The organism is Gayadomonas joobiniege G7, assembly GCF_000300815.1.
GTDB lineage: Bacteria > Pseudomonadota > Gammaproteobacteria > Enterobacterales > Alteromonadaceae > Catenovulum > Catenovulum joobiniege.
On record NZ_AMRX01000008.1, the window covers coordinates 320,750 to 343,033 of the forward strand.

The following is a 22,284-nucleotide window of genomic DNA, read 5'->3' on the forward strand; positions in this document are numbered from 1 at the left end:
AATAAAATATTCGTTGGCAGGCATGGCAATTGCTTATTAAAGTGGAAGCATAAAGGGCAGAGGACGAATACATGACCATTACAGTTGGCATTACGCACCATACGGAATACACCTACGATAAGAACATTCAGCTGGACCCGCACCTATTTCGATTACGACCTGCACCACATTGTCGCACTCCAATAAAAAGTTACTCGTTAAAAATATTCCCACAAGATCATTTTATTAATTGGCAACAGGATCCGTTTGGAAATTATTTAGCACGTGTGGTTTTTCCAGAAAAAACCGATAAATTTTATTTCACAGTCGATTTAGTTGCAGAGATGACGGTGATTAATCCGTTTGACTTTTTTTTAGAGAGTTATGCCGAAAAATTTCCTTTTAGTTATCCAGACCGATTAGCAAAAGATTTATCACCCTATTTAGAAACTCTGCCCGTGTCAGAGACCTTTGCTGAGTGGATTGCTAGCCAAACGCCTGAAAAACCTGTCTCTACAATCGATTTTATTGTTGCGGTGAATCAATTTGTATATCAAAAAATTGAATATGGTATTCGAATGGAACCTGGTGTGCAAACGGTTGATGAAACAATCAAAAAACAGTCAGGTTCATGTCGGGATTCTGCTTGGTTATTGGTTCAGTTGTGTCGTAACCTAGGATTAGCGGCTCGTTTTGTTTCTGGGTATCTGGTTCAACTAGCGCCTGACGAAAAATCTCTAGATGGGCCGAGTGGTCCCGAAGAGGATTTTACCGATCTGCATGCCTGGACCGAAGTTTATGTACCCGGGGCCGGTTGGATAGGGCTAGATCCGACCTCAGGCTTGTTTGCCGGTGAAGGTCATATTCCGCTTGCTTGTACCCCTGAGCCCAGCACGGCAGCGCCTGTTACCGGAGCTTTAGAAGAATGTAAAACGATAGATTTTAATTTTGCCAATAAGGTTACTCGCGTACATGAGATGCCTCGCGTAACTAAACCTTACTCTGAAGCGCAATGGAGTGAAATTAACCAATTAGGTCAATCGGTTGATCAAGCATTGAGCCAGCATCAAATAGAGCTAACTATGGGGGGGGAACCAACCTTCATCTCAATTGATGACATGGAAAGTGCTCAGTGGAACACAGCAGCCGATGGTAAAGACAAGCGTAGACTCGCTCATCAATTGTTTTTAAAAATGCAGGACGAGTTTAGCTATGGCGGTATTCGACATTATGGGCAAGGTAAATGGTACCCAGGCGAGCCACTACCCAGATGGCAATACGCCTGTTACTGGCGCAAAGATGGTCATAAGTTATGGCACGATAATAGTCTGCTCGCTGATTTAAACAAAGCAACCAACTATAGCGAAAAAGACGCAAAATTATTTACCGAGGCTTTAGTTGGACAGTTAGGTTTAAATCAAAAGGTGATCACCACAGCGTATGAAGATGTTTTATATCATTTATGGCAAGAAGGCGCTTTGCCAATAGATCCATCACCGGATGAACCTGAACTATTGCAAGCCATGACCAGAGCGGGTTTTTTAAAAAAACTAGAGCGTGGGTTAGACAAAGCAGCCGGATACGTGATCCCGCTGCAAATTGAACAGGGCCGATGGGAGTCTTGTGTATGGCAGTTTAAACGCCAACATTGTTTTTTACTACCGGGTGATTCGCCACTCGGTTATCGTTTGCCGTTAGACAGCTTAACCGGTACTTTAGCTTTTATTGAGCGGGATTTAAGCGACATTCCGGCTACTTTGAGTAGCCAGACGAGCAAAGCGTTTAAACAAAAACAATCAGGACGGGTGGTTGAGTCAGTTATTAAAACAGCCATGGCCATTGAAGCCAGAGACGGCCATATCTATATATTTATGCCACCGTTAAGTCACGCTGAAGACTATTGTAAACTGCTCAATGCTATTGAAGCGGTTGCTGACACATTGGCTATGCCGGTTGTGATTGAAGGTTATTCGCCACCTGGTGATCCAAGAATAGAAAAATTTGCGGTTACTCCAGATCCAGGTGTAATAGAGGTTAATATTCACCCGTCGGTGAGTTGGACTGAACTGGTGAAAAAAACAGAAGTCCTCTACGCGCTGGCAAAAACTTGTCGCTTAGGCACAGATAAATTTATGATAGATGGCCGTCACACAGGAACGGGCGGCGGTAATCATGTCACTATGGGTGCGAGTAGCCCTCTGCAAAGCCCATTTTTACGTCGGCCAGACGTCTTGCGCAGTTTTATTACCTACTGGCAGCATCATCCAGGGTTATCCTATTTATTTTCTGGTTTGTTTATCGGCCCAACCAGTCAAGCCCCCAGAGTTGATGAAGCCAGGGATGAATTGTTATACGAATTAGAAATTGCATTCGCCCAAATGCCGAGTGGAGAAAGCCCACAACCTTGGTTAGTTGACCGGTTATTGCGTAATTTGCTGGTTGATTTAACTGGCAATACACATAGAGCCGAATTTTGTATTGATAAGCTCTATTCTCCTGATTCGGCCAGCGGTCGGCTTGGCATAGTTGAGTTTAGAGGATTCGAAATGCCGCCCCATGAGCGCATGAGTATGTTGCAAATGCTGCTATTAAGAACCTTATTAGTTTGGTTTTGGCAACAACCTTACCATAAGCCGCTGGTGCGTTGGGGAACTGAGTTACACGATAAATTTTTATTGCCCGACTTTGTTAAACAGGACATTGCCGAGGTATGCAAAGATCTGCAAGAAGCGGGATATCCGGTTAAACTAAGTTGGTTTGAGCCATTTTTTGAGTTTAGGTTTCCTCGCTGTGGGTTTAAAAAAATTGAAGGGATCGAGCTTGAACTTAGAACCGCGATCGAGCCTTGGCATGTATTAGGTGAAGAATCGACGAGTTCAGGGACTTCTCGTTATGTTGATTCATCGCTTGAGCGGGTGCAAATTAAAGTATCTGGTTTGGTAGGCGAGCGTTATATAGTGACCTGTAATGGTCGCCGCGTGCCAATGAAAACAGTATCAGACAAAGGCACTATGGTGGCTGGAGTGCGTTTTCGGGCGTGGCAACCTGCTAGCGCTTTGCATCCGACGATAGGGGTGCATGCACCTTTGATTTTTGATCTATACGATAGTTGGGCCGGTCGCTCTGTGGGCGGTTTTACCTATCATGTTGCGCACCCAGGAGGGCGAAGTTTTGCCACCTTGCCTATTAATGCATTTGAAGCCGAAGGGCGTCGCCTTGCAAGATTTTGGGATCATGGTCATAGCCCAAATACTCAGCACCAATTAAACCAATATAAGGACACGAGTTGGCAGCCAAACCAAATGCAATATGTATGCGTCGACCATGAACCTCTTGTTGATTTTGTATTACCAGCGGAAGAAGCGCCCAATTACGAGTATCCCAATACTTTAGATTTACGTCGCAAAATACACTTTAAATAAATAGCATATATACTGAGGTATATCTTTGTACTACAGCGAATCACATAATATGTTGCAAATGCCAGAGTGGCTGTCTGAATATTTAAACGGGTCACATCAACATGATGAAGTTGAACACCACTGCGGCGGTGATACTCGGCATTGGGATGATTTATTTGCCCGACTTGCAAACTTGAGCGAAAAAGACATTCATTTACGCAGTAATGAGATTAAACGTTTACTGCAAGACAGCGGCGTGACACAAGCAGATACTCAAGAGTTAAACTGGCGTTTAGACCCGCTGCCCTTAATGCTATCTGAAGCTGATTGGAAAATTATTAAAAAAGGCGTTAGCCAGCGCCTTAAATTGTTCAACTTAATCGCTGATGATCTATATGGCGAGCAAAAATTAATTCACGAAGGGACGATAAGTGCTGCGCATTTGCATGCATCAGATGAATACACCCGTGAATGTTTCAGCCTTTCACATAAACAGGTGAAAGTGACCTTACTTGCAGTAGATTTGTACCGAGACCGGCAAGGTCAATTCAGGGTATTGCAAGATCATATTCAAAAGCCGCAGGGGTTGGGGTTGTTATTAGAAAACCGCGTGATCGCACGGCGCGTGATGAGCGATGAGTTTTCTGAATGCAATGTCCAGCGTATTGCTGACTTTTTTAATCGTTTTCAGCGGTGCATTAATGACTCGACTCCGGGCAGTTTAGATCCTCGTGTCGTGGTGCTTAGCAAAGGGCCTGAAGATGTATATTATTCTGAGCAAGCCTTTTTGGCCGCCTATATGGGATATACCTTGGTGCGCAGCGCGGATTTAACCGTGCGCAAAGGCAAAGTTTGGTTAAAGTCTTTAAAGGGGTTAAAAAAAGTTGATCTCATTGTCCGTTGGATGGCTGATTCTCAATTAGATTCGCTTGAGCAAAACGATTATTCAATTGATGGCATACCTGGCCTCTTGCATGCTTACCGCAGTAAAAATGTTGAGCTGATTAATCCGGTCGGTAGCGGTGTATTAGAGTGCCCCAGCGTGACCAGCAACATTAAAACCATTGCTGATAAGTGGTTGCAAGAGCCTTTGATCTTGCAAGAAAGCTCAATCGTTGCCGCAACTGACCCCGCAGCCGAAACTTTACATAATGATCCGAGTGGTTTTGAATTGTACAACTATGCCGATAGCCAGTTTAAGCTTGATGGTGATAGTCAAGCAGGGCAGATTCAAGAAGCGCTGGCAAGCAACAATCATATGTATTATTTCCGCGAGAAACCTGAATATAGTAGTGCACCTTTTTGGGACAAGCAGGCGCTTGTTGCTCGGCCAATAAAAATTCGATGTTTTGCACTCGCGTCCGCTGATGGGATTAGTGTGCTTCCTTCTGCGCTTTGTTTAGTTGCCGGAAAATCAGAGACTGAAAATTGGATTAAAGATACATGGGTGACCTCTGCCGATCCTCAGCATACGAGCGTGATAAAACGAAAATCCGTACCGACAATGGCGGATCTTGCTTTGTTAGATGGTGTTATTCCGTCACGTACGGCTGAAAATCTTTTTTGGCTTGGTCGATATTTGGAGCGAGGCGAGAATACAGTGCGTATGTTACGGTTATTGATTGACCGTTATACAGAATTTTCGGTTTACCCCGATAGCAATAATAAAAAAATTGTTACCCGTTTAGTCTCGGCAGCGGTAAATCAGGCGATTGTTTTTCCATACAATAAATATCAGTTTGTTGAAGATTCATTGGTCTCCCATATACCGCGCGAAATTACCGCTAACATTTTGTGTGACAATCAGCATGCAGGGAGTTTATTAAACACGATAAAGGCTTTAGTTAACAGCGCATTACAGGTACGTGACCTGTTGTCTGCTGATAGTTGGCGAATGATCGACGATATTCGCGATCAGATAAAACGTATTGAGCGTTTACCAACCGGTTTTTCCACTCGTGTAATGCAAGCGATTGCCGATCAGGTCATTTCGAGTTTAATGGCCTTTAATGGTTCAATCGCCGATGTCATGGCTGACAATAATGGTTGGTTTATGCTGGATATAGGTCGTCGAGTTGAACGCAGCACTCAACTAGTGCAAGTTAGCAGTGCACTCCTAACTGAGCAACTAAGTGATACAGAACAATTAAATATGCTTGAAGCTGTTTTGATTAGCCAAGTGAGTTTAATTACCCACAAGCGACGTTATCGCATGTATCAGAGTATAGAAACTGGATTGGAACTTTTGTTATTAGATGCACAGTATCCCAGATCTTTATTGTATCAACTTGAGCATCTTGATCACTTATGCCAATTACTGCCGTCATCTAAGGATAACGGAAGATACGAAGCACATCGAAAACTGTTGTTAAAAATGAGAACCTTGTGTCACCTTGCAGAAGCGCCACAATTGGCCGTTGCTGAGCAAAAAAATCGAATTGAATTAAATAAAGCAATGCAGCAAATATTCCAGTTGCTTGAACAGTTTTCTGAAGTATTAACTGTACAATATTTTTCTCACACTAAACCTGCGGTATCTCTCAATTCCAATATAGGGAGCATAGAGCGTAGTGAAGTATAAAGTTAAACACACGACTCACTATCAATATAGTGAAGCAGTTAGTCTGTGCCAAAATCAGGCTCGCTTAAAACCTATAAGTAATCAGCGGCAAACCTGTTTGAGCCATTGTATTCGCACTCAACCAGAAGCGGATTACCTTGATTATTTTATCGATTATTTTGGTAATCAGGCGACTGTTTTTGAAATTTCGACTCAACATGACGAGTTAATAGTGACAGCTGAAAGTGAAGTTGAAATTTTTGAGTTCAGAGAAAGGCAACTTTTTTTATCAGAAGAAGCCTGGGAATCTGTCGCACTGAAAATTCAATTAGCTGATACGCCCGAGTTATTATCAACGATCGAATTTGCACAAGCTTCAGAGTTTACGCCTGTCAGTGCAGATATTCATGCTTATGCTTGCCAATCTTTTTTGCCTGGGCGCGCATTAATTAGTGCTACGAAAGACCTTATGGCACGAATTTTTAATGACTTTCAATACGAATCTGGTTTTACCACTATTAGCACACCGTTAAGTGAAGTTTTTGCACATAAAAAGGGCGTTTGCCAAGATTTTGCACATTTTGCGCTCGCCTGTTTGCGTAGCTTGGGAATTCCTGGACGTTACGTAAGTGGTTACATAGAAACCCTGCCACCAGAAGGTCAAGAAAAACTGGAAGGTGCGGATGCAACACATGCTTGGTTTGCGGTTTATGTTCCTGATTTAGGTTGGGTTGATTTTGACCCAACCAACAATGTTATGCCCGAAACACAACATATTACGTTGGCTGTTGGGCGAGACTTTGCTGATGTGACTCCGCTCAAAGGTATCGTGTTTGGGGGGGGCATGCACCAATTATCCGTTGCAGTCGATATGAATCGGATTGAGGAATAAAAATACTTTAATTGGAAGGAGACAGCCGTGAGTATTAATTGGCTTAAATATAAAAGCGAGCCGTTTTATGACGAATTGATCAAACAAAACGGACAACCACGGAGCCATAGTGCCAGTTTAGCGCAATACTTGGCCGACTTATCGGACGAAGAATTATTGTCTGCTCGAGCCGCAGCTGATTTTGCGATTAAAGAAATGGGCATTACATTTACGGTGTATGGGGAAGATAGTTCTATCGATCGTTCATGGCCGGTTGACATAGTGCCTAGAGTGATCGGTAAAACTGAATGGCAAGCGATAGAAGAAGGACTTAAACAAAGAGTAAAAGCGCTTAATTTGTTTATTGATGACCTTTATCATGAACAAAATATTATTAAAGACGGGGTCTTCCCGGCCGATTTATTAGCCAAATCAGTGAATTTCCGGCCCCAATGCAAAGGAATTAAACCGCCGCATGGGATTTGGGCACATATTTGCGGCTCAGATTTGGTGCGTGATGATCAAGGCACTGTTTATGTGTTAGAAGATAATTTACGGGTGCCGTCTGGCGTTTCATATATGGTTGAAAATCGCTCTGTCATGAAGCGTGTTTTTCCTGAGCTATTTGAAAGTAACGATATTTTGCCGGTGAACGACTACTCATCGCAACTATTTGATATGCTCGGTGCTATGTCGCCAAGAAAAGGTGAGGTACCCGAGGTGGTTGTGCTGACCCCAGGTATATACAACTCAGCCTATTTTGAACATTGTTATCTAGCGCAGCAAATGGGATGCGAACTGGTAGAAGGACGCGATCTCATTGTTCAAGATGATGATTGTGTTTATATGAAAACTATTTATGGTTTAAAACGAGTTGATGTTGTGTATCGCAGAGTTGACGATCTCTTTTTAGATCCAGAAGTATTTAATTCGGATTCTACTTTGGGTGTTGCTGGGTTAATGCGGGCTTGGAGCAAAGGTAATGTTGCATTAGTCAATGCGCCGGGCGCTGGCGTTGCCGACGATAAAGTCGTCTATTCATTTGTGCCAGAGATCATTAAGTATTATTTAAATGAAGAAATAAAACTACCTAATGTCCCCACCTACAAATGTATGGACCCAGATGATATGCAATATGTCATTGCTCATATTAGTGAGCTTGTGGTTAAACCCGCCAATGAATCCGGTGGTTATGGATTGCTGATAGGGCCAAAATCGACTAAAAAAGAGCAACAAGAATGCATTAAACGCATTAAAGCCGATCCGCGCAATTATATTGCACAGCCAACGTTAAATTTGTCGACTGTGCCAACCATGGTCGATAATCATGTTGAAGGTCGCCACGTTGATTTAAGACCTTTTATTTTATCGTCTGGCCAACAAACTTATGTCACGACGGGCGGTTTAACTCGGGTGGCTCTGGTAAAAGGTTCGCTGGTGGTTAATTCATCCCAGGGTGGTGGTAGCAAAGACACATGGATTGTTGATGAGGAGGGTGCCTAATGTTATCCAGAGTTGTAGAGACCTTATACTGGACCAGTCGGTATGTTGAACGGGCTGAAAATGTTGCCCGCCTAATCAATGTCAATAACTTATTATTAATGGACTTACCAAAAGGCGTCTCAACAGGTTGGGAGCCTATTATTGATATTATTGGATCTCGTGAAATCTATTTGCAAAGCCATAAAGATTTTAATGACAGAGCCGCGGTAAAATTTCTGGTTGCTAACCAAAATAACCCTTCGTCGATTGTGAATTCGTTGCAGGCCGCCCGTGAAAATGCTCGCACCGTCCGGGACGTGATTCCGCGTTCTGTTTGGGAGGGTATTAATAGTTTAGCTAACTATGTTAAAGACAATCAGAACGAAGGTTTTAGTAAACGGGGACGTTTTGCCTTTTTAAAACATGTGATAGAAAGTGCGCATTTGATTTCTGGGGCGTTAGAAGCCACCTGCAATCATGATCAAAGATATATGTTTATGCGCTTTGGATCTGTTTTAGAGCGGGCTGATATGACCACCCGTATTTTGGACGTACGCTCAGCTAATTTAATTGAATCAGAGACAGATAGACCGTTTGAAAATATTCAATGGATTAGTGTATTACGCTCCTTAAGTGGTTATCAAATGTACCGTCAACAAATGGGCGTACGGGTCAATCGTGCTGATGTGATTGAGTTTATGTTACACAGCGAAGTGTTTGCACGCTCTGTTTTATTTTGTTTATATGAAATGCAGCGATATAGCGAACCTTTGCCAAATAGCGAGCAGGTCCATAGAGTGATTCAGGATGTAATTAAAGATCTCACTCACACGAATGTTCGTAGTTTAAAAAATGGTCACTTGCATGAGTTTTTAGATCAAATTCAAATAGATTTAGCCCAAATTCATAATCAAATAAGTGAGTTGTATTTTTTGAAATAAAATGCCTGAAGGAGCAGGCAATAAGCCAAAAAAACCAGTGATAGGTTGGCTAATTATTTATAAAATACTTCATCATTTAGTCATGGCGCTGTCATAGGTTTTTTTCACACTAGCGCTCTTAAAATATTAGGAGCGTCAGATAATGAATGTACCAATGATACGCCCTGCTATCGCGGCGGCGTTGTTTTCACTCGCAGGTTGTCAACTGCAAATAGACACCACTGATGAACAAGTGGACAACAATAATGATTCGCAAACGCCGATTGTAACCAGCCAGTATATTGTTTTACCCTACCTTCAAAACCCCAGCCAAGAACAAATTAGCATTATTTGGTTTAGCGATACACCTGAAGTGGCTTCGGTTGAAGTGGCTGGTGTTGGAACTTTTCAATCTCAAGCACAACAAGCGGATGCATTGAGCTATGGCGATTCAGAAATAGCGTATATCCATGGCGATAAAAACTACGGAAATATTCATTCCGAGGTAGCCGATGGACAAGCACCCACTATGGCATACAAACACTATGTAAGGGTGTATGGACTCTCCCCTAATACTCAGTATACCTACCGAGTTAAACAGGTAGGAGCAGATGAATTTAGTGCAACGTTTAAAACAGCACCGAGCAAAAATAGCCGTGAGAGTATTCGTTTTATTGCGATGTCAGATATGGAAACAGAACCAGAATCAACCCAAAAAACGGTTCGCTGGACGGCCAGTGCTTTAGCCATCGGAGGGGATAAATTAGGTACAGACCCAGACACTTATACGCGTCAGTATCCAGTCGATCAAACGACTGGTTATCAAGCAAATCTGCGTTATGCGGCAGAGCAAAAACCAGACTTTTGGGTGATTGCGGGTGACTTAGTTGAAAAAGGTGGTCGTCAGTTAGATTGGGATGAGTTTTGGCGACACAGTGCCGGTGAATGGGGGCAACTTGCATCAAACACGCCTATTTTTCCGGCACTGGGTAATCATGAAAACTACTGGCATCCTGATGATCCAGGATATAATGCCGATGCTTCTATGCTGTCATACGATAAGTGGAATACCTATTGGGATCTACCCAATAACCAAGCGAGTGATGAGCGGTACAATAAGCGTTATTATCGAGTAGATTATGGTCCTGTGACTTTAATTACGCTAGATTCATCAAATGGTAATGATGCCGATGCAAGTCAAGATACCAATCTGTTTATTGATGGCGCCGCGTCGCGTGTACCAGATTTTAATAATGGTTCTGAGCAATGGAATTGGGCCAAGCGTGAACTGGCGGATGCCCAAGCCGATGGCCAAGTGATTTTTGTTCAGTTTCACCACAGTGCCTTTGGCACAGGGGTTCATAGCATGCCGTCTGGCACGGCCGGTATTGCCAATGGTGAAGATAGCCAATCTGGGATGCCGATGCGAATTTATCACGAGCTATTTAGCCAATACGGTGTCACCGCTGTTTTATCGGGGCACGATGAGTTAGTTGAATATGTAGAAATTGACGGGGTGAGTTATTGGGATGTTGGTTTTGCCGGTGATGGGCTGCGAGGGCCTGGTTATCCACCAACGACTGATTATGTACCATTTGACCTATTGCCGGAAGCTGGCCAAAATTCACATTGGAGTGCGCACGGGGATGCGCCTGAAGTATGGGATGGCGCAAAACTGGTGTCTGGCGGTAAACACTATGGCTTTTTAGAGATAGAAGTACGCCCAGAGGGAGACAAGAATTTTAATGTTATAATGACACCTAAGTATGTATTTCCTATCACAAATGAATCAGGTCAAGCGACCGGTGAGTTTGACTACCGTCAGTATGATAAACAGGTACAGATCACTGTGATTCGTTAATCAAACGTATATGATTAAGCTTAAATAAAAGCCGGTGTTAACCACCGGCTTCAAAAAAGGCTTTGATTTGGTCTTTATTGCTGCGACTGACTTTAACCTGTTCATTGTGCCCTAAATCTAATAAATACTCACCTTTGGGTAGCGGTTTTGCGCCCTTTATAAAATTAAGATTGACTATCGTAGAGCGGTGGATCCGTTTAAAAGTGCTTTGGTCTAGTTCTTTTAAAAGTTTGCTCAGTGTTGTGCGTTTGATATGGGTTTTGCCATTAGCATGAATACAGCAATAATCACCGGCAGCATCGATCCAAGCAATTTCGTTTTGTTCAACTAAGGTGATTTCATCATTATCTTTAATAACTATCTTTTCTTTGTTATTGGCTGCATTATATTTGTCGATGAGCTTCACGGCATGAATAAGATGGCTTTTGTTGTTATGCTCTTGGCGTGCAGATAAACGTTCCGCCGCCCTAGTTAGCGCACGTTCGATATGAGCCGCATCTATGGGTTTTAAAATATAGTCAACGGCATTTAAATCAAATGCATTAATTGCAAATTCTTCAAACGCGGTTGCAAAAACAACAGCAGGCATAAGCTCGGCTTGAATTTTTTTTACTGTGTCTAAACCACTTAAACCTGGCATTTGAATGTCCATAAAAACTAAGTCTGGCTGGTTTTGATTAATAAACTGAATTGCCTGTTCACCATTGTTGCAGCTGCCGATTACCTTTATGTTTTTATATTCGTTTAACCGTTTTTCCATTAAACGTATCGCTAATGGTTCGTCATCAACTAATAAAACACTCAAAGTTTGTGTCATGAATCATCCCGCTGAGTTCTAAATGGAATTTGTATAAGTATGGTTAAACCACCTTCATCACTGACAAGGTAGTCAAATTTATGATTGTCCGGATACATAGCTTGCAAGCGTTGCTGAATATTTTTTAGCCCTATGCCACGATTATGATTGCCATCTATTTTAATGGGTTGATTGCTATAGTCGTGGCCGGAATCACTAATTTTGATGACGAGTTTATCGAGCGCTTTTTCGATCATTACCTCAACAGAGCCACCGTGTGGTGATTTAGAAATCACATGTTTCATAGAATTTTCTACAATAGGCTGCAGAATCATAGAGGGTACTAAACAGTTTTGGGTTTCGTGTGGCATATCTAAATTAAAAAGCAATCTGTCTTCAAAACGAACTTCTTCGATTTCCATGTATAAACATAAAGATTCTACTTCTTCTTTTAATGTCACTTCGATATCTGGGTCTTTGTCAATCGAATAGCGTAAAAATCGACTTAAATTAATCACCATTTTTTGTGCGCTTTGGTTTTCTTCTAATTCAATTAACGAATTAATTGCATTGAGGGTGTTCGATAAAAAGTGTGGGTTTAACTGATATCGCAACATTTTTAATTGAGCGTCGCGAGCCAGTTTTTGTGCTTGCACACGTTTAATCTCTTCTTGTTGTGATTTCGCTTGAGCTTCTACCAATACTTTATGCTCAGCTTGCAGTAGGTGATAATAGACCAATAAATGTAAAATGGCACACCAGCAACTAAAAATAAAAATGCCGCCAAAATACCAACCACCAAAATTCCACCAGATATTATCTTCCGCTGTCATATAGACAAAAGCTAGCATTCTGGCCACTGTCCAAACAAAGGCGATCAATAAAATAAATAAAAGTATGACAAGCGCTCTTTTTAAATGTGTGTAGTTCCAGACATCAAACACCACTTTTTGTAGTGTTAAACAGAGCATTAGGCCTAATGCCGATTGGGTTATTAAGTGCGCAATATAACCTAAATGAAATTGACCATACCATAGGGTTAAAGTGGTAAAACTGACCAAACAAATAAATACCCAAAAACCAATGTTGTAATAAAGATAAGTTTTTTTTGGGGTATGACCTAAATGAGAGTCTAAAAAGTGAATAACGTCCATAACAGTTGGCCTAGTGGGCGTACCCTTGCGTTTAAATTGCTCAATGGATAGCATTACTTTCTCACTCTTTTTTAATAATATCAATATAACAACATTGTAAAGTTTATTGCGCAGGATCCAATTATTAACCGTCCCATTAACCGCATCAGACTCCCCAGTCATCGCATTTAGATACGCTTTATTAACGCTTGTGTTACATTTTTGAGTGAGCAGTCTATGTTTATTGTACAAATAGTCTTGATGGGAGACACCATGGATACAAAAATTACACCGTTAAAGTTCAAAGCAGCCTCGTGCTTTGCTTTATTGTCTGCAGCTTTATATGGCTGTGGTGGTGACGTTACGACCGAAACCAATTACCAAGCCGTTGATCCGGCTGAACCCGTGAGCGATTGGACACTTGTATGGTCAGATGAGTTTGAAGGTGATCAGATAGATAGCAAAAAATGGTCATATGAAATCAATTGTGACGGTGGTGGCAATCAAGAGCAGCAGTGTTATACCGACAGTGACGAAAATGCTTATCTTGAAGATGGCATGTTGCATATTGTTGCTAAACCAGCAGAAGAAGGCAGTGCGCTTCCTTATACGTCTGCACGATTGCGCACGAAAGACAAAGCGGATTGGACGTATGGCCGCTTTGAAATACGTGCCAAGTTACCATCAGGTCAGGGCAGTTGGCCTGCATTTTGGATGTTGCCGACAGATAATGTTTATGGGGGCTGGCCGCATTCAGGTGAAATTGATATTTTAGAAGCTGTTAATTTAAAGGTGCCGTTAGAGGGATCGGATGATTTAGAGTCTAGCGTTCATGGTACTTTGCATTATGGAAAATCCTGGCCTAATAACGCCAGCTCTGGTACTGCCTATACTTTCCCGCAAGATCAAAACCCAGCGGATGATTTTCATACTTATGCTATTGAATGGCAAAAAGGTGAAATACGTTGGTATGTAGACGGAACCTTGTATGCAACTCAGCGAAAATCAGAAACCCGTATTAATTCACTTGGGCAGGTTACTGGCTTGCGCCACCGTGGTTGGTTTGCTAACTATTATGATCCTATCACAGGTGAGTTAACCGACTATTATACAGACGCCCCATTTAATCAAGATTTTCATCTATTGTTAAATTTGGCAGTGGGTGGTAGCTGGGCAGGTAGTGTAAACCAAGGAGGCATTGATGCTGCTGCGTTCGCCAACGGTCAACACTTTGTGGTTGATTATGTGCGGGTTTACGAATGTTCTGTTAATCCCAATACGGGAGCCGGTTGTGAAACCGTTGCACCAGGTTATAACGATGATGAAGATAAATTGGTTGAAGGTGCAGCGCCGATCCCAAGCCCTCCATCAACGGGAAACGAACCAGATCTGACAATTTTTGATGATGCCGAAAACAGTGATTGGCCACTTTGGGTAGACAGCAGCGACGGCGCAGCCGAAGTTGTGCAAGATGATGAATACGGAGCGGTTGCGCAATTTACGATTGGCGCGTCGCCGACTGTGGCTGGGTTTATCACGCGAGATTTAGACGATCCTAAACCCTATAATGCAACGTCTAAGGTGGCAACAGGAACAGTGGAATTTGATTTTAAAATGGTGTCTGCACCTGAGACGGCGGATGCACAATGGTATTTAAAAGTAGAGGGTGGTGATCAATCGAATGCCGCTGATTTAGCTTTTAGTACCGGCAGTGTAGAAAAAGTCGCGCCAGTATTAGGCCAGTGGCAGCATTACACTTTTAAACTTAGTGATTTAGAAAGTGGGGGATTAGATCCCAGCGGTATTTTTGTCAATATGATTTTTCCAGCTTGGGGGCAAGGTGCCGGTGCCGTTTATCAAATTGATAATTTTGTGATCGGTGATGGTGGCAGTGTGACTTACCCAGAACTTGTCTTATTTGAAGACCAAGCCAATGCAGACTGGCAGCCGTGGGACTGCTGCGGTGGTTCAACACCCATTGAAGTCATGGATGATGGTGAACATGGCAACACAGTTGAATTTACCATTAACGGTTCAACCGTAGTGGGTTTTAAACCAGCTGACGGTAGCAATGTTAACTTTAATGCTACTGCATTAGAGGCAGAAGGCGTTTTACAGTTCGACTTAAAAGTGATGAGCCAACCAACAGGTGGTGAGACCAACTGGCTGGTTAAAGTCGAAAGCGGTGCGCAAACTGGGGCCATAGAGTTGGATTTAACCGAAAGCCTCGAAGGCACAGCACCTAAAACGGGTGAATGGCAGACTTATACGTTTCCAATTAGCCAGTTAACCAACAGCACTTTAGATCCGTCAGCGATTGATGTGATTATGGTATTCCCAGCTTGGGGCCCCGGCGATGGTGCAGTATTTCGTTTAGACAATGTTAAAATTTACCATCCTAACGCTGACAATGGCACAAACTCCGGCAGTGGCGATAGTCTGGTTTTAGTTGAAGACTCGGTGAGCAGTCAATTTTCTCCTTGGGATTGCTGCGGTGGTTCTACTCCAGTGGTTGTTGATGACGAAACTCAAGGCACTGCGGTTGAGTTTACCAAAACCATTGGTGAAACCGTATTAGGCTTTTTTGTTGCCGACGGTCAAAATAACTACGATGCTTCCCATTTAGTTAATTCAGGTGTACTGCAATTTGACATGAAGGTGACAAACTTAACGGGTGATTTTGCTTGGTTCTTAAAATTAGAAAGCACAAATAATAGTGATTTTGTACAACTGGATCTCACAGCAAGCAACGAAGGTCATGTCCCGGTCGAAGGTCAATGGCAAACTTACACCTTTGATTTGAGCGATTTAGACTCTGCAACCTTAGATCTCAGTGATATTAAGATCCTAATGGTTTTTCCAGCATGGGAGAGTGGTGCGGGTACAGTGTATCGAATTGATAACTTTAAAATTTATCAGCCGTAAATTGGCAAGTTTAAGTTAATTATCGTCAAAAATTTTAAAGAACTAGGTAAAATTATGAACTCAAAAACATTTAAATTAAACTCAATTGCGGCCTCTTTAAGTTTATCTTTGGGAGCTGCTGGTTTTGTATTGCCTGCTTATGCGGCAGAAGGGCAAGCAAACGAAACCGAAGTTGCTGAAGTGATTCAGGTAAAAGGTATTCGTGGCAGCTTAATTAGAGCGATGGATATCAAACGCAGCAGTAGTGGGGTTATTGATGCCATTTCAGCCGAAGAAATGGGTAAATTCCCAGATACTAACTTAGCTGAATCGTTAGGCCGTATTACCGGTGTTTCTATTAGTCGCTCAAATGGTGAGGGCAGTCAAATTACCGTTCGAGGTTTTGGTCCCGACTTTAATTTAATTATGTTAAATGGCCGCCAAATGCCAGGCACTGGTTATAACCGCTCATTCGATTTAGAAAACTTGTCCCCAGATGGAGTAAGTGCGCTTGAATTGCAAAAAACGGCGAGAGCTGAAACACCGACTGGTGGTTTAGGTGCTACTGTCAATATTCGCACGACTAAACCATTGGCATCACCAGGCTTAAAATATACTGTCTCGGCAAAAGGGATATATGATGAGTCAGTTGAGACAGGTGATAGCTTAACGCCCCAGTTGTCGGCATTATACAGCAATACTTTTGCTGGAAATACGATAGGAGTTGCGGTGAGCCTGTCACACCAAGAACGTAATTTCCAACAGCAAAGCGCTTCTATATCAGGCTGGCAGATAGATCAAGGTTTGGGTGATGCGACTGGCTCAGATGCTATTGATAATCGCCCTAATACGGTCAACGAAGCGGGCGAAACGGTAAAAGCGGGTCACACCTATTTACCACGAGGTTTTGGATATCAAATTAACAATGTTGAGCGTACCCGTTCCAATGGTCAAGTGACTTTCCAATACGCGCCGACAGACACTTTGACTGCAACATTAGATTATACCGCGAGTGAAGCAGTAACCGCTGAAGAGAGCATGTCTTTTGGTGTTTGGTTTAACTATGGCGGTAATATTAAATCTTATGAGTTGGACGAAAATGGTACTGCGATTAAATTTAACGAAGCAAATAACGACTATGCTCATACGGCCAGAAAAGGCACGACGGAAGTTAAAGCACGTTCATTGGGCTTAAATTTAGAGTGGCAAGCAACTCCGGATTTACATTTAGAGTTAGATTATCATGATTCGAGCAATGAAACAGATAATGGTGCCGATCCGGGTAGTCAGAGCTCTCCATTTATTATCATAGCGCCAAATAACTTAGTCTCAAAAACTTATGACTATACAACCGGTGATATCCCACAGTTAGAAATGTTTTGGCCTCAAGGAGAAGCAGAAGCCTTACCGGAAGATTTTGATGTGACTTTTGCAGAATTTTTGCGCAATCAGGGTAAATCGGAAATAGAGCAACTTCAGTTTAATTCTGAATGGGTTAACCCAGACTACGGCATTTTATCTAATATTCGTGGTGGGTTGGCTTATACCAAACAAACTTTGTCTGGTGCAAATTATAGCTCAGGGCAGCAAGGACCAGTGGGTTATGCTGGCAATCAGGCAATTTTCCCAGATAGTATGTTTACCCGTGTGCAGCTGAATGACTTTTTAGATGAGTTTTCCAGTGGCGGTGACAATATGGTGACTGACTACTATTATGATTATGATTTTGACGAAGCCATGACCCGTACTGCTGCATTTTTTGATAATTTCAGCACAGATCCTATGTCGGGTACTAGTTCGTTTGATGATTTAGAAGAAGTCACTACAAGTGCTTATTTGCAATCAGCGTTAGTGTTTGATTTATTTGATAAACCGGCTGATTTAAATTTTGGCGTGCGTTACGAAAAAACGGAAGTTACCAGCATTGTAAACCAAGATCGTCCAGAAGCGATCCAGTGGGTTAGCCCAACTGAATGGAATCTTGCGTTTAGTAGCGAAACCGACAGCTATAGTGTCGATGCTGATTATGATGTGATTTTGCCAATGATGGATTTTAAAATCGAACTGACAGATGATTTTATTGCGCGTTTTTCTGCTGGTAAATCAATCTCTCGAGCACCTCTGGGTGATTTGAAAGCGACTCAGTCTCTATCAAGTCGTCCTAAACCTGGTTCACGCACTGGCTCGTCAGGCAATCCTGGATTATTGCCGTACGAAGCAACTAACATAGATTTGTCGTTTGAATATTATTACGATGATGCGAGCTATGTTTCACTCGGTTTATTCCAAAAAACGGTTAATGATTGGATTGCGAATCTGTCAACCGAGACTGAAATTGACGGTTTACGGGATCCGCTCGAAGGCGCCCGTGCCCAACAGGCGATTGCTGATATCCGCGCGGCGAATGGTAACCCTACTTATAGTCCAGAAATTGAAGAAATTTATCAGCAAATTGTGGACAATGGTGGCGCCGATGCAAATGGCATTATCAGCCAAAATGCTGATGATCCATTAGCCGTATGGCGAGTGACTCAGCCGTTAAACTATGAAGACCAAAAACAAACGCGTGGTTTTGAATTTGCGTTACAACATATGTTTGGCGATACTGGATTTGGGACAGGCGTAAACATTACCGTAGTGGATAGCGACAATACTTACGACAATGACGCTGTGTTTGAAATACAAACCCCGCTAGTGGGTTTAAGTGATTCGGCTAACTTCCAAGGCTTTTACGAAAAAGACGGTTTGTCCGTTAAATTAACGTATAGCTGGCGTGATGGGTATTTGATTGGCGTAGGTCAAGAGCAAGGTAGTTCAGATAACCCGCCGCAATACCATGAAGATTTTGGTCAGTTAGATTTTAGTGTGAATTATGATGTGTCTAATAACCTATCTGTTTCGTTTGAGGGGGTTAACTTAACCAATGAAACTGAACGTGGTTACGGGCGGTATCAAGAGCAATTCCTTTTTGCAAGACAATATGGTGCCCGTTATATTGTAGGTGCACGCTATAGCTTTTAAATAAAGAAGCAAGCTCAGCAAAGCCGCTTAGGCGGCTTTGTTTTTTAGGAGGTTAAGTGGCAAAACCCATTCAAAAAGTGGTTATTCTCGGTGGCGGTGCTGCGGGTTGGTTAACCGCAGGTACCTTAGCCGCCGAACATTTATCGGCTCAGCCAGATGGTTTAGAAGTGGTCTTGGTTGAATCACCCGATGTTAAAATCTTAGGTGTTGGCGAAGGAACCTGGCCAACAATGCGGGCAACATTAAATAAAATGGGCATTAAAGAAGCTGATTTTATACGTGAATGCGACGCGGCCTTTAAACAAGGTGCAAAATTTTGTCAGTGGACTCACAATGACAAACAAGATTTTTATTACCACCCGTTGGTTTTGCCACATAACTTTAATCAAATTAACTTAGCGCAATATTGGTCAAATGAATACGAGTTAAGTTTTGCGGATGCAGTATGTCCGCAAAGTCAATTGTGTGAGCAAGGTCTGGCACCAAAACAAATCAGTACACCAGAATATGCTCATGTTGCAAACTATGCCTACCATCTAGACGCGGGTAAGTTTACTCAATTTTTAAAAAAACACTGTTTAGAACGTCTGGGTGTTCAGTATATTCAAGATCATATTGATTCAGTTCAAGGCGATCCTAACTCTGATATTAAAGGTTTAGTTGGACGTAAAAGTGGTTTAATCAGTGGTGACCTATTTATTGATTGCAGTGGTTTTGCCGCTCGTTTGATTGCGGATCATTATCAGGTAGCCCATATCAGCCAAAAAAATGTGTTATTTAATGATACTGCCATTGCAGCTCATGTTAAGTATCCGCAACCAGACAGCCCAATTGCCAGCCATACTGTCTCTACAGCGACAGCGAACGGCTGGATTTGGGATATAGGCTTACAGTCACGCCGTGGGGTCGGCCATGTGTTTGCGTCAGATTATGTATCGCATGCTGAAGCAGAGCAGCAGTTAATAGATTATATTACCGCCACAAGTGAGATGAATGCGGATGAGATAAGTTGTAAAACGCTGAACCTAAATCCAGGATATCGAGAAAAATTCTGGGTAAAAAATTGTGTCGCTATCGGGGTATCTGCCGGTTTTATTGAGCCGTTAGAAGCATCGGCGTTGGTTTTGGTCGAGTTATCTGCGGCTATGTTGAGTGAAAATTTACCGGCTGACCGAGCGGTAATGGAGATAGCCGCAAAACGTTTTAACGAGACATTTAATTACCGTTGGCAACGCATAATAGATTTTTTAAAACTCCATTATTGTATAAGCCAACGGGATGATTCTAACTATTGGCGAGATCATAGAGATCCGGCGAGTTGGCCTGAATCTTTGTCTGAATTGCTGGCAATGTGGCAATATCAAGGACCTTGGAAAAAAGATTTTACGCACATTGAAGAGGTATTCCCATCGGCCAGTTATCAATATGTTTTGTATGGCATGGGATATCAGCATAAAACGCACTCTAGAGCCTCCCGCACCCGTCAGCAGCTTCATCTCGCACAAGCGGGTTTTGCACAAAATCAACAGATAACCGAAAAAATGCTCGCGCATTTACCGGCGCATCGCCGCCTTATTAATCATATCATTCAAGCATAACAGGGTAATTAAATGGCTGAACACGAGCTTTTAGACAATATTAAACATAAAAATTTACGTATTATCCGCCAGTATGGTGCCGAATTTGGTGACAACCTCAGCTATGCACGGGTATTTGTGCCTGAATTAACTCAGGCACAAGCCTGTTATCCTATATTTTTTGTAAAAAATGCTGAAGAACAATTAGAACCTGTGGCTTTGTTTGGTTTTGAACAGGGAGAAAACTTGTTTTTACAAAACAGTGATTGGCAAGCCAATTATATTCCTTGGAGTATCCAGAGAGCGCCTTTTTTAATTGGCTTTCAGGAACCCATCGCGGGTGGGGGGGAACCCGAGCCAGTTGTATATGTGGATATGCAACACCCTAGAGTGAGTGACAGTGAAGGGCAATCCGTGTTTTTACCGCATGGCGGTCAATCTGACTATTTGCAATATATCAGTCAATTGTTAGCCAGCATTCACCAAGGGCATCAAAACAATCAAGATTTTGTCCGTACCTTAAGTGAATACAATTTGATTGAGGCTGCCCAATTAGAGGTAGAACTCGACAATCATAAAAAATACAAAATGGGTGATTTATTCGCCATATCAGAAGAAAAACTAGCCGCGCTTAAAGCAGACGAATTATACAAACTAAAACAATCCGGTTATTTGTCTGCAATCTATATGGTAATTGCGTCGACAGCTCAATTAAGCGAACTCATCCGACGTAAAAACCAAACCGTTAAAAATGGCAGTTGATTATCACCTTTTGCCGTCTGTACCGACCGTAGAGGCTGGGCCGAACGACAACTTATTTGAACTGGTTGAAGCGTACGCGGAACCGGTCGTTATTAAAGGGGCTGTAAAAGGCTGGCCTGTGGTTCAAGCAGGGCTAACATCTGCGGAAGAGCTTTTAGGCTATTTACGGTCGTTTAGTTGTCAGAAACAAGTTCATCTGATGTCCTTGCCAAAGGATAAAAATGCTCGTTATTTTTACAACCAAGACTTATCTGGCATGAATTTTAAGCGTCAAATGCACTCGTTTGACGCTGTGCTAGAGATGCTCTTGCTGCAAGTAACCAAGTCGCAATCAAGCGAGTATTTGTACATGGGGTCTACGCAGGTGGATGCGGTTTTACCTAATTACCGCCAATATAATGATCTTAACGGGTGTTTGCCGTCTGCGTGGGCCAGTGTTTGGCTTGGCAATCAATCACGTATTGCCACCCATTATGATGTGCCAGATAACTTGGCCTGTAACTTAGCAGGTGAACGACGTTTTACCCTGTTCCCTCCTGAGCAAATTAAAAACCTTTATCCTGGTCCTATCGACTATACGCCCGCAGGTCAAGTGACCAGCATGGTTGATTTTGCCAATCCGGATGTTGAACGTTATCCGCGTTTTAAAGATGCCTTAAAAACCGCTATGGTTGCAGAATTGTCTGCTGGTGATGTCGTATATATACCCAGTATGTGGTGGCATCATGTCGAAGGCTTAAGCTCGGTTAATTTGTTACAAAATTATTGGTGGCGCCCGGTTCCCGCCTATGCTGGCAACCCGACAGATGCATTACTCCATGCTTTATTATCTATAAAAGACTTACCTTCTGAGCAAAAACAGCACTGGAAAGCCTTGTTTGAATATTATATCTTTAGCGACATAGATTTAACGCATTTACCAATCGATCGCCAAGGTGTGTTGAACTGTCTTACCGAAGACAGTGCACGTAAGTTGCGTGGACTTTTATTGAATAAATTAAATCGCTAACCGAATAA

The 22,284-nt window shown here is 42.4% G+C and carries 13 protein-coding genes; 11 read left to right on the top strand and 2 right to left on the bottom strand.

All coding sequences use genetic code 11. From position 1 onward, the window contains the following. Positions 1 to 71: 71 nt before the first annotated feature. The 6 genes from C727_RS0116110 to C727_RS18795 all read left to right on the top strand — a co-directional run bounded on the left by C727_RS0116110 (position 72) and on the right by C727_RS18795 (position 11,074). The gene (locus C727_RS0116110; protein WP_017446689.1) at positions 72 to 3,401 is read left to right on the top strand and encodes a transglutaminase family protein; all 3,330 of its coding nucleotides are present in this window, start codon (positions 72 to 74) and stop codon (positions 3,399 to 3,401) included. A 25-nt stretch (positions 3,402 to 3,426) separates the two neighbouring features. Then, a complete protein-coding gene (locus C727_RS0116115; protein ID WP_237742362.1) occupies positions 3,427 to 5,961 on the top strand; it encodes a circularly permuted type 2 ATP-grasp protein in 2,535 nt (844 codons plus the stop codon). Next, entirely contained in the window at positions 5,951 to 6,832 is an 882-nt protein-coding gene (locus C727_RS0116120) for a transglutaminase family protein (RefSeq protein WP_017446691.1), read from the top strand. The genes C727_RS0116115 and C727_RS0116120 overlap by 11 nt, the downstream gene beginning before the upstream one ends. A gap of 27 nt (positions 6,833 to 6,859) precedes the next feature. Next, the gene (locus C727_RS0116125) at positions 6,860 to 8,314 is read left to right on the top strand and encodes a circularly permuted type 2 ATP-grasp protein (protein WP_017446692.1); all 1,455 of its coding nucleotides are present in this window, start codon (positions 6,860 to 6,862) and stop codon (positions 8,312 to 8,314) included. Further along, on the top strand, positions 8,314 to 9,234 hold the full coding sequence (locus C727_RS0116130; protein ID WP_017446693.1) for an alpha-E domain-containing protein: 921 nt from the start codon (positions 8,314 to 8,316) through the stop codon (positions 9,232 to 9,234). Before C727_RS0116125 ends, C727_RS0116130 begins: the two co-directional genes overlap by 1 nt. 142 nt (positions 9,235 to 9,376) lie before the next feature. Then, complete coding sequence (locus C727_RS18795; protein ID WP_017446694.1) at positions 9,377 to 11,074, top strand: metallophosphoesterase family protein; 1,698 nt, start codon at positions 9,377 to 9,379, stop codon at positions 11,072 to 11,074. Between the two features lie 37 nt (positions 11,075 to 11,111). Here the strand turns inward: C727_RS18795 and C727_RS0116140 are convergent, their stop codons facing one another. Together C727_RS0116140 and C727_RS0116145 are read right to left on the bottom strand one after the other, a co-directional pair. Beyond that, positions 11,112 to 11,891 (bottom strand): LytR/AlgR family response regulator transcription factor, encoded by a 780-nt coding sequence (locus C727_RS0116140; protein WP_017446695.1) that lies wholly within the window; start codon positions 11,889 to 11,891, stop codon positions 11,112 to 11,114. Then, a complete protein-coding gene (locus C727_RS0116145; RefSeq protein ID WP_040459420.1) occupies positions 11,888 to 13,024 on the bottom strand; it encodes a sensor histidine kinase in 1,137 nt (378 codons plus the stop codon). Before C727_RS0116145 ends, C727_RS0116140 begins: the two co-directional genes overlap by 4 nt. Positions 13,025 to 13,276: 252 nt before the next feature. Between C727_RS0116145 and C727_RS0116150 the strand changes: the two genes are divergently transcribed. From C727_RS0116150 to C727_RS0116170, 5 genes are read left to right on the top strand one after another with little or no spacing between them, the layout of a single operon-like run. Then, complete coding sequence (locus tag C727_RS0116150) at positions 13,277 to 15,928, top strand: glycoside hydrolase family 16 protein (RefSeq protein WP_017446697.1); 2,652 nt, start codon at positions 13,277 to 13,279, stop codon at positions 15,926 to 15,928. A gap of 54 nt (positions 15,929 to 15,982) precedes the next feature. Then, a complete protein-coding gene (locus tag C727_RS0116155; protein WP_017446698.1) occupies positions 15,983 to 18,928 on the top strand; it encodes a TonB-dependent receptor in 2,946 nt (981 codons plus the stop codon). Between the two features lie 56 nt (positions 18,929 to 18,984). Beyond that, complete coding sequence (locus C727_RS0116160) at positions 18,985 to 20,526, top strand: tryptophan halogenase family protein (RefSeq protein ID WP_017446699.1); 1,542 nt, start codon at positions 18,985 to 18,987, stop codon at positions 20,524 to 20,526. A 12-nt stretch (positions 20,527 to 20,538) separates the two neighbouring features. Then, positions 20,539 to 21,267 carry a SapC family protein gene (locus tag C727_RS0116165; RefSeq protein WP_017446700.1) on the top strand — a complete coding sequence of 243 codons (729 nt, stop codon included), beginning with the start codon at positions 20,539 to 20,541 and terminating at the stop codon, positions 21,265 to 21,267. After that, positions 21,257 to 22,276, top strand: coding sequence for a cupin-like domain-containing protein (locus tag C727_RS0116170; RefSeq protein WP_017446701.1), 1,020 nt, complete (start codon positions 21,257 to 21,259; stop codon positions 22,274 to 22,276). The genes C727_RS0116165 and C727_RS0116170 overlap by 11 nt, the downstream gene beginning before the upstream one ends. Positions 22,277 to 22,284: the final 8 nt, after the last annotated feature.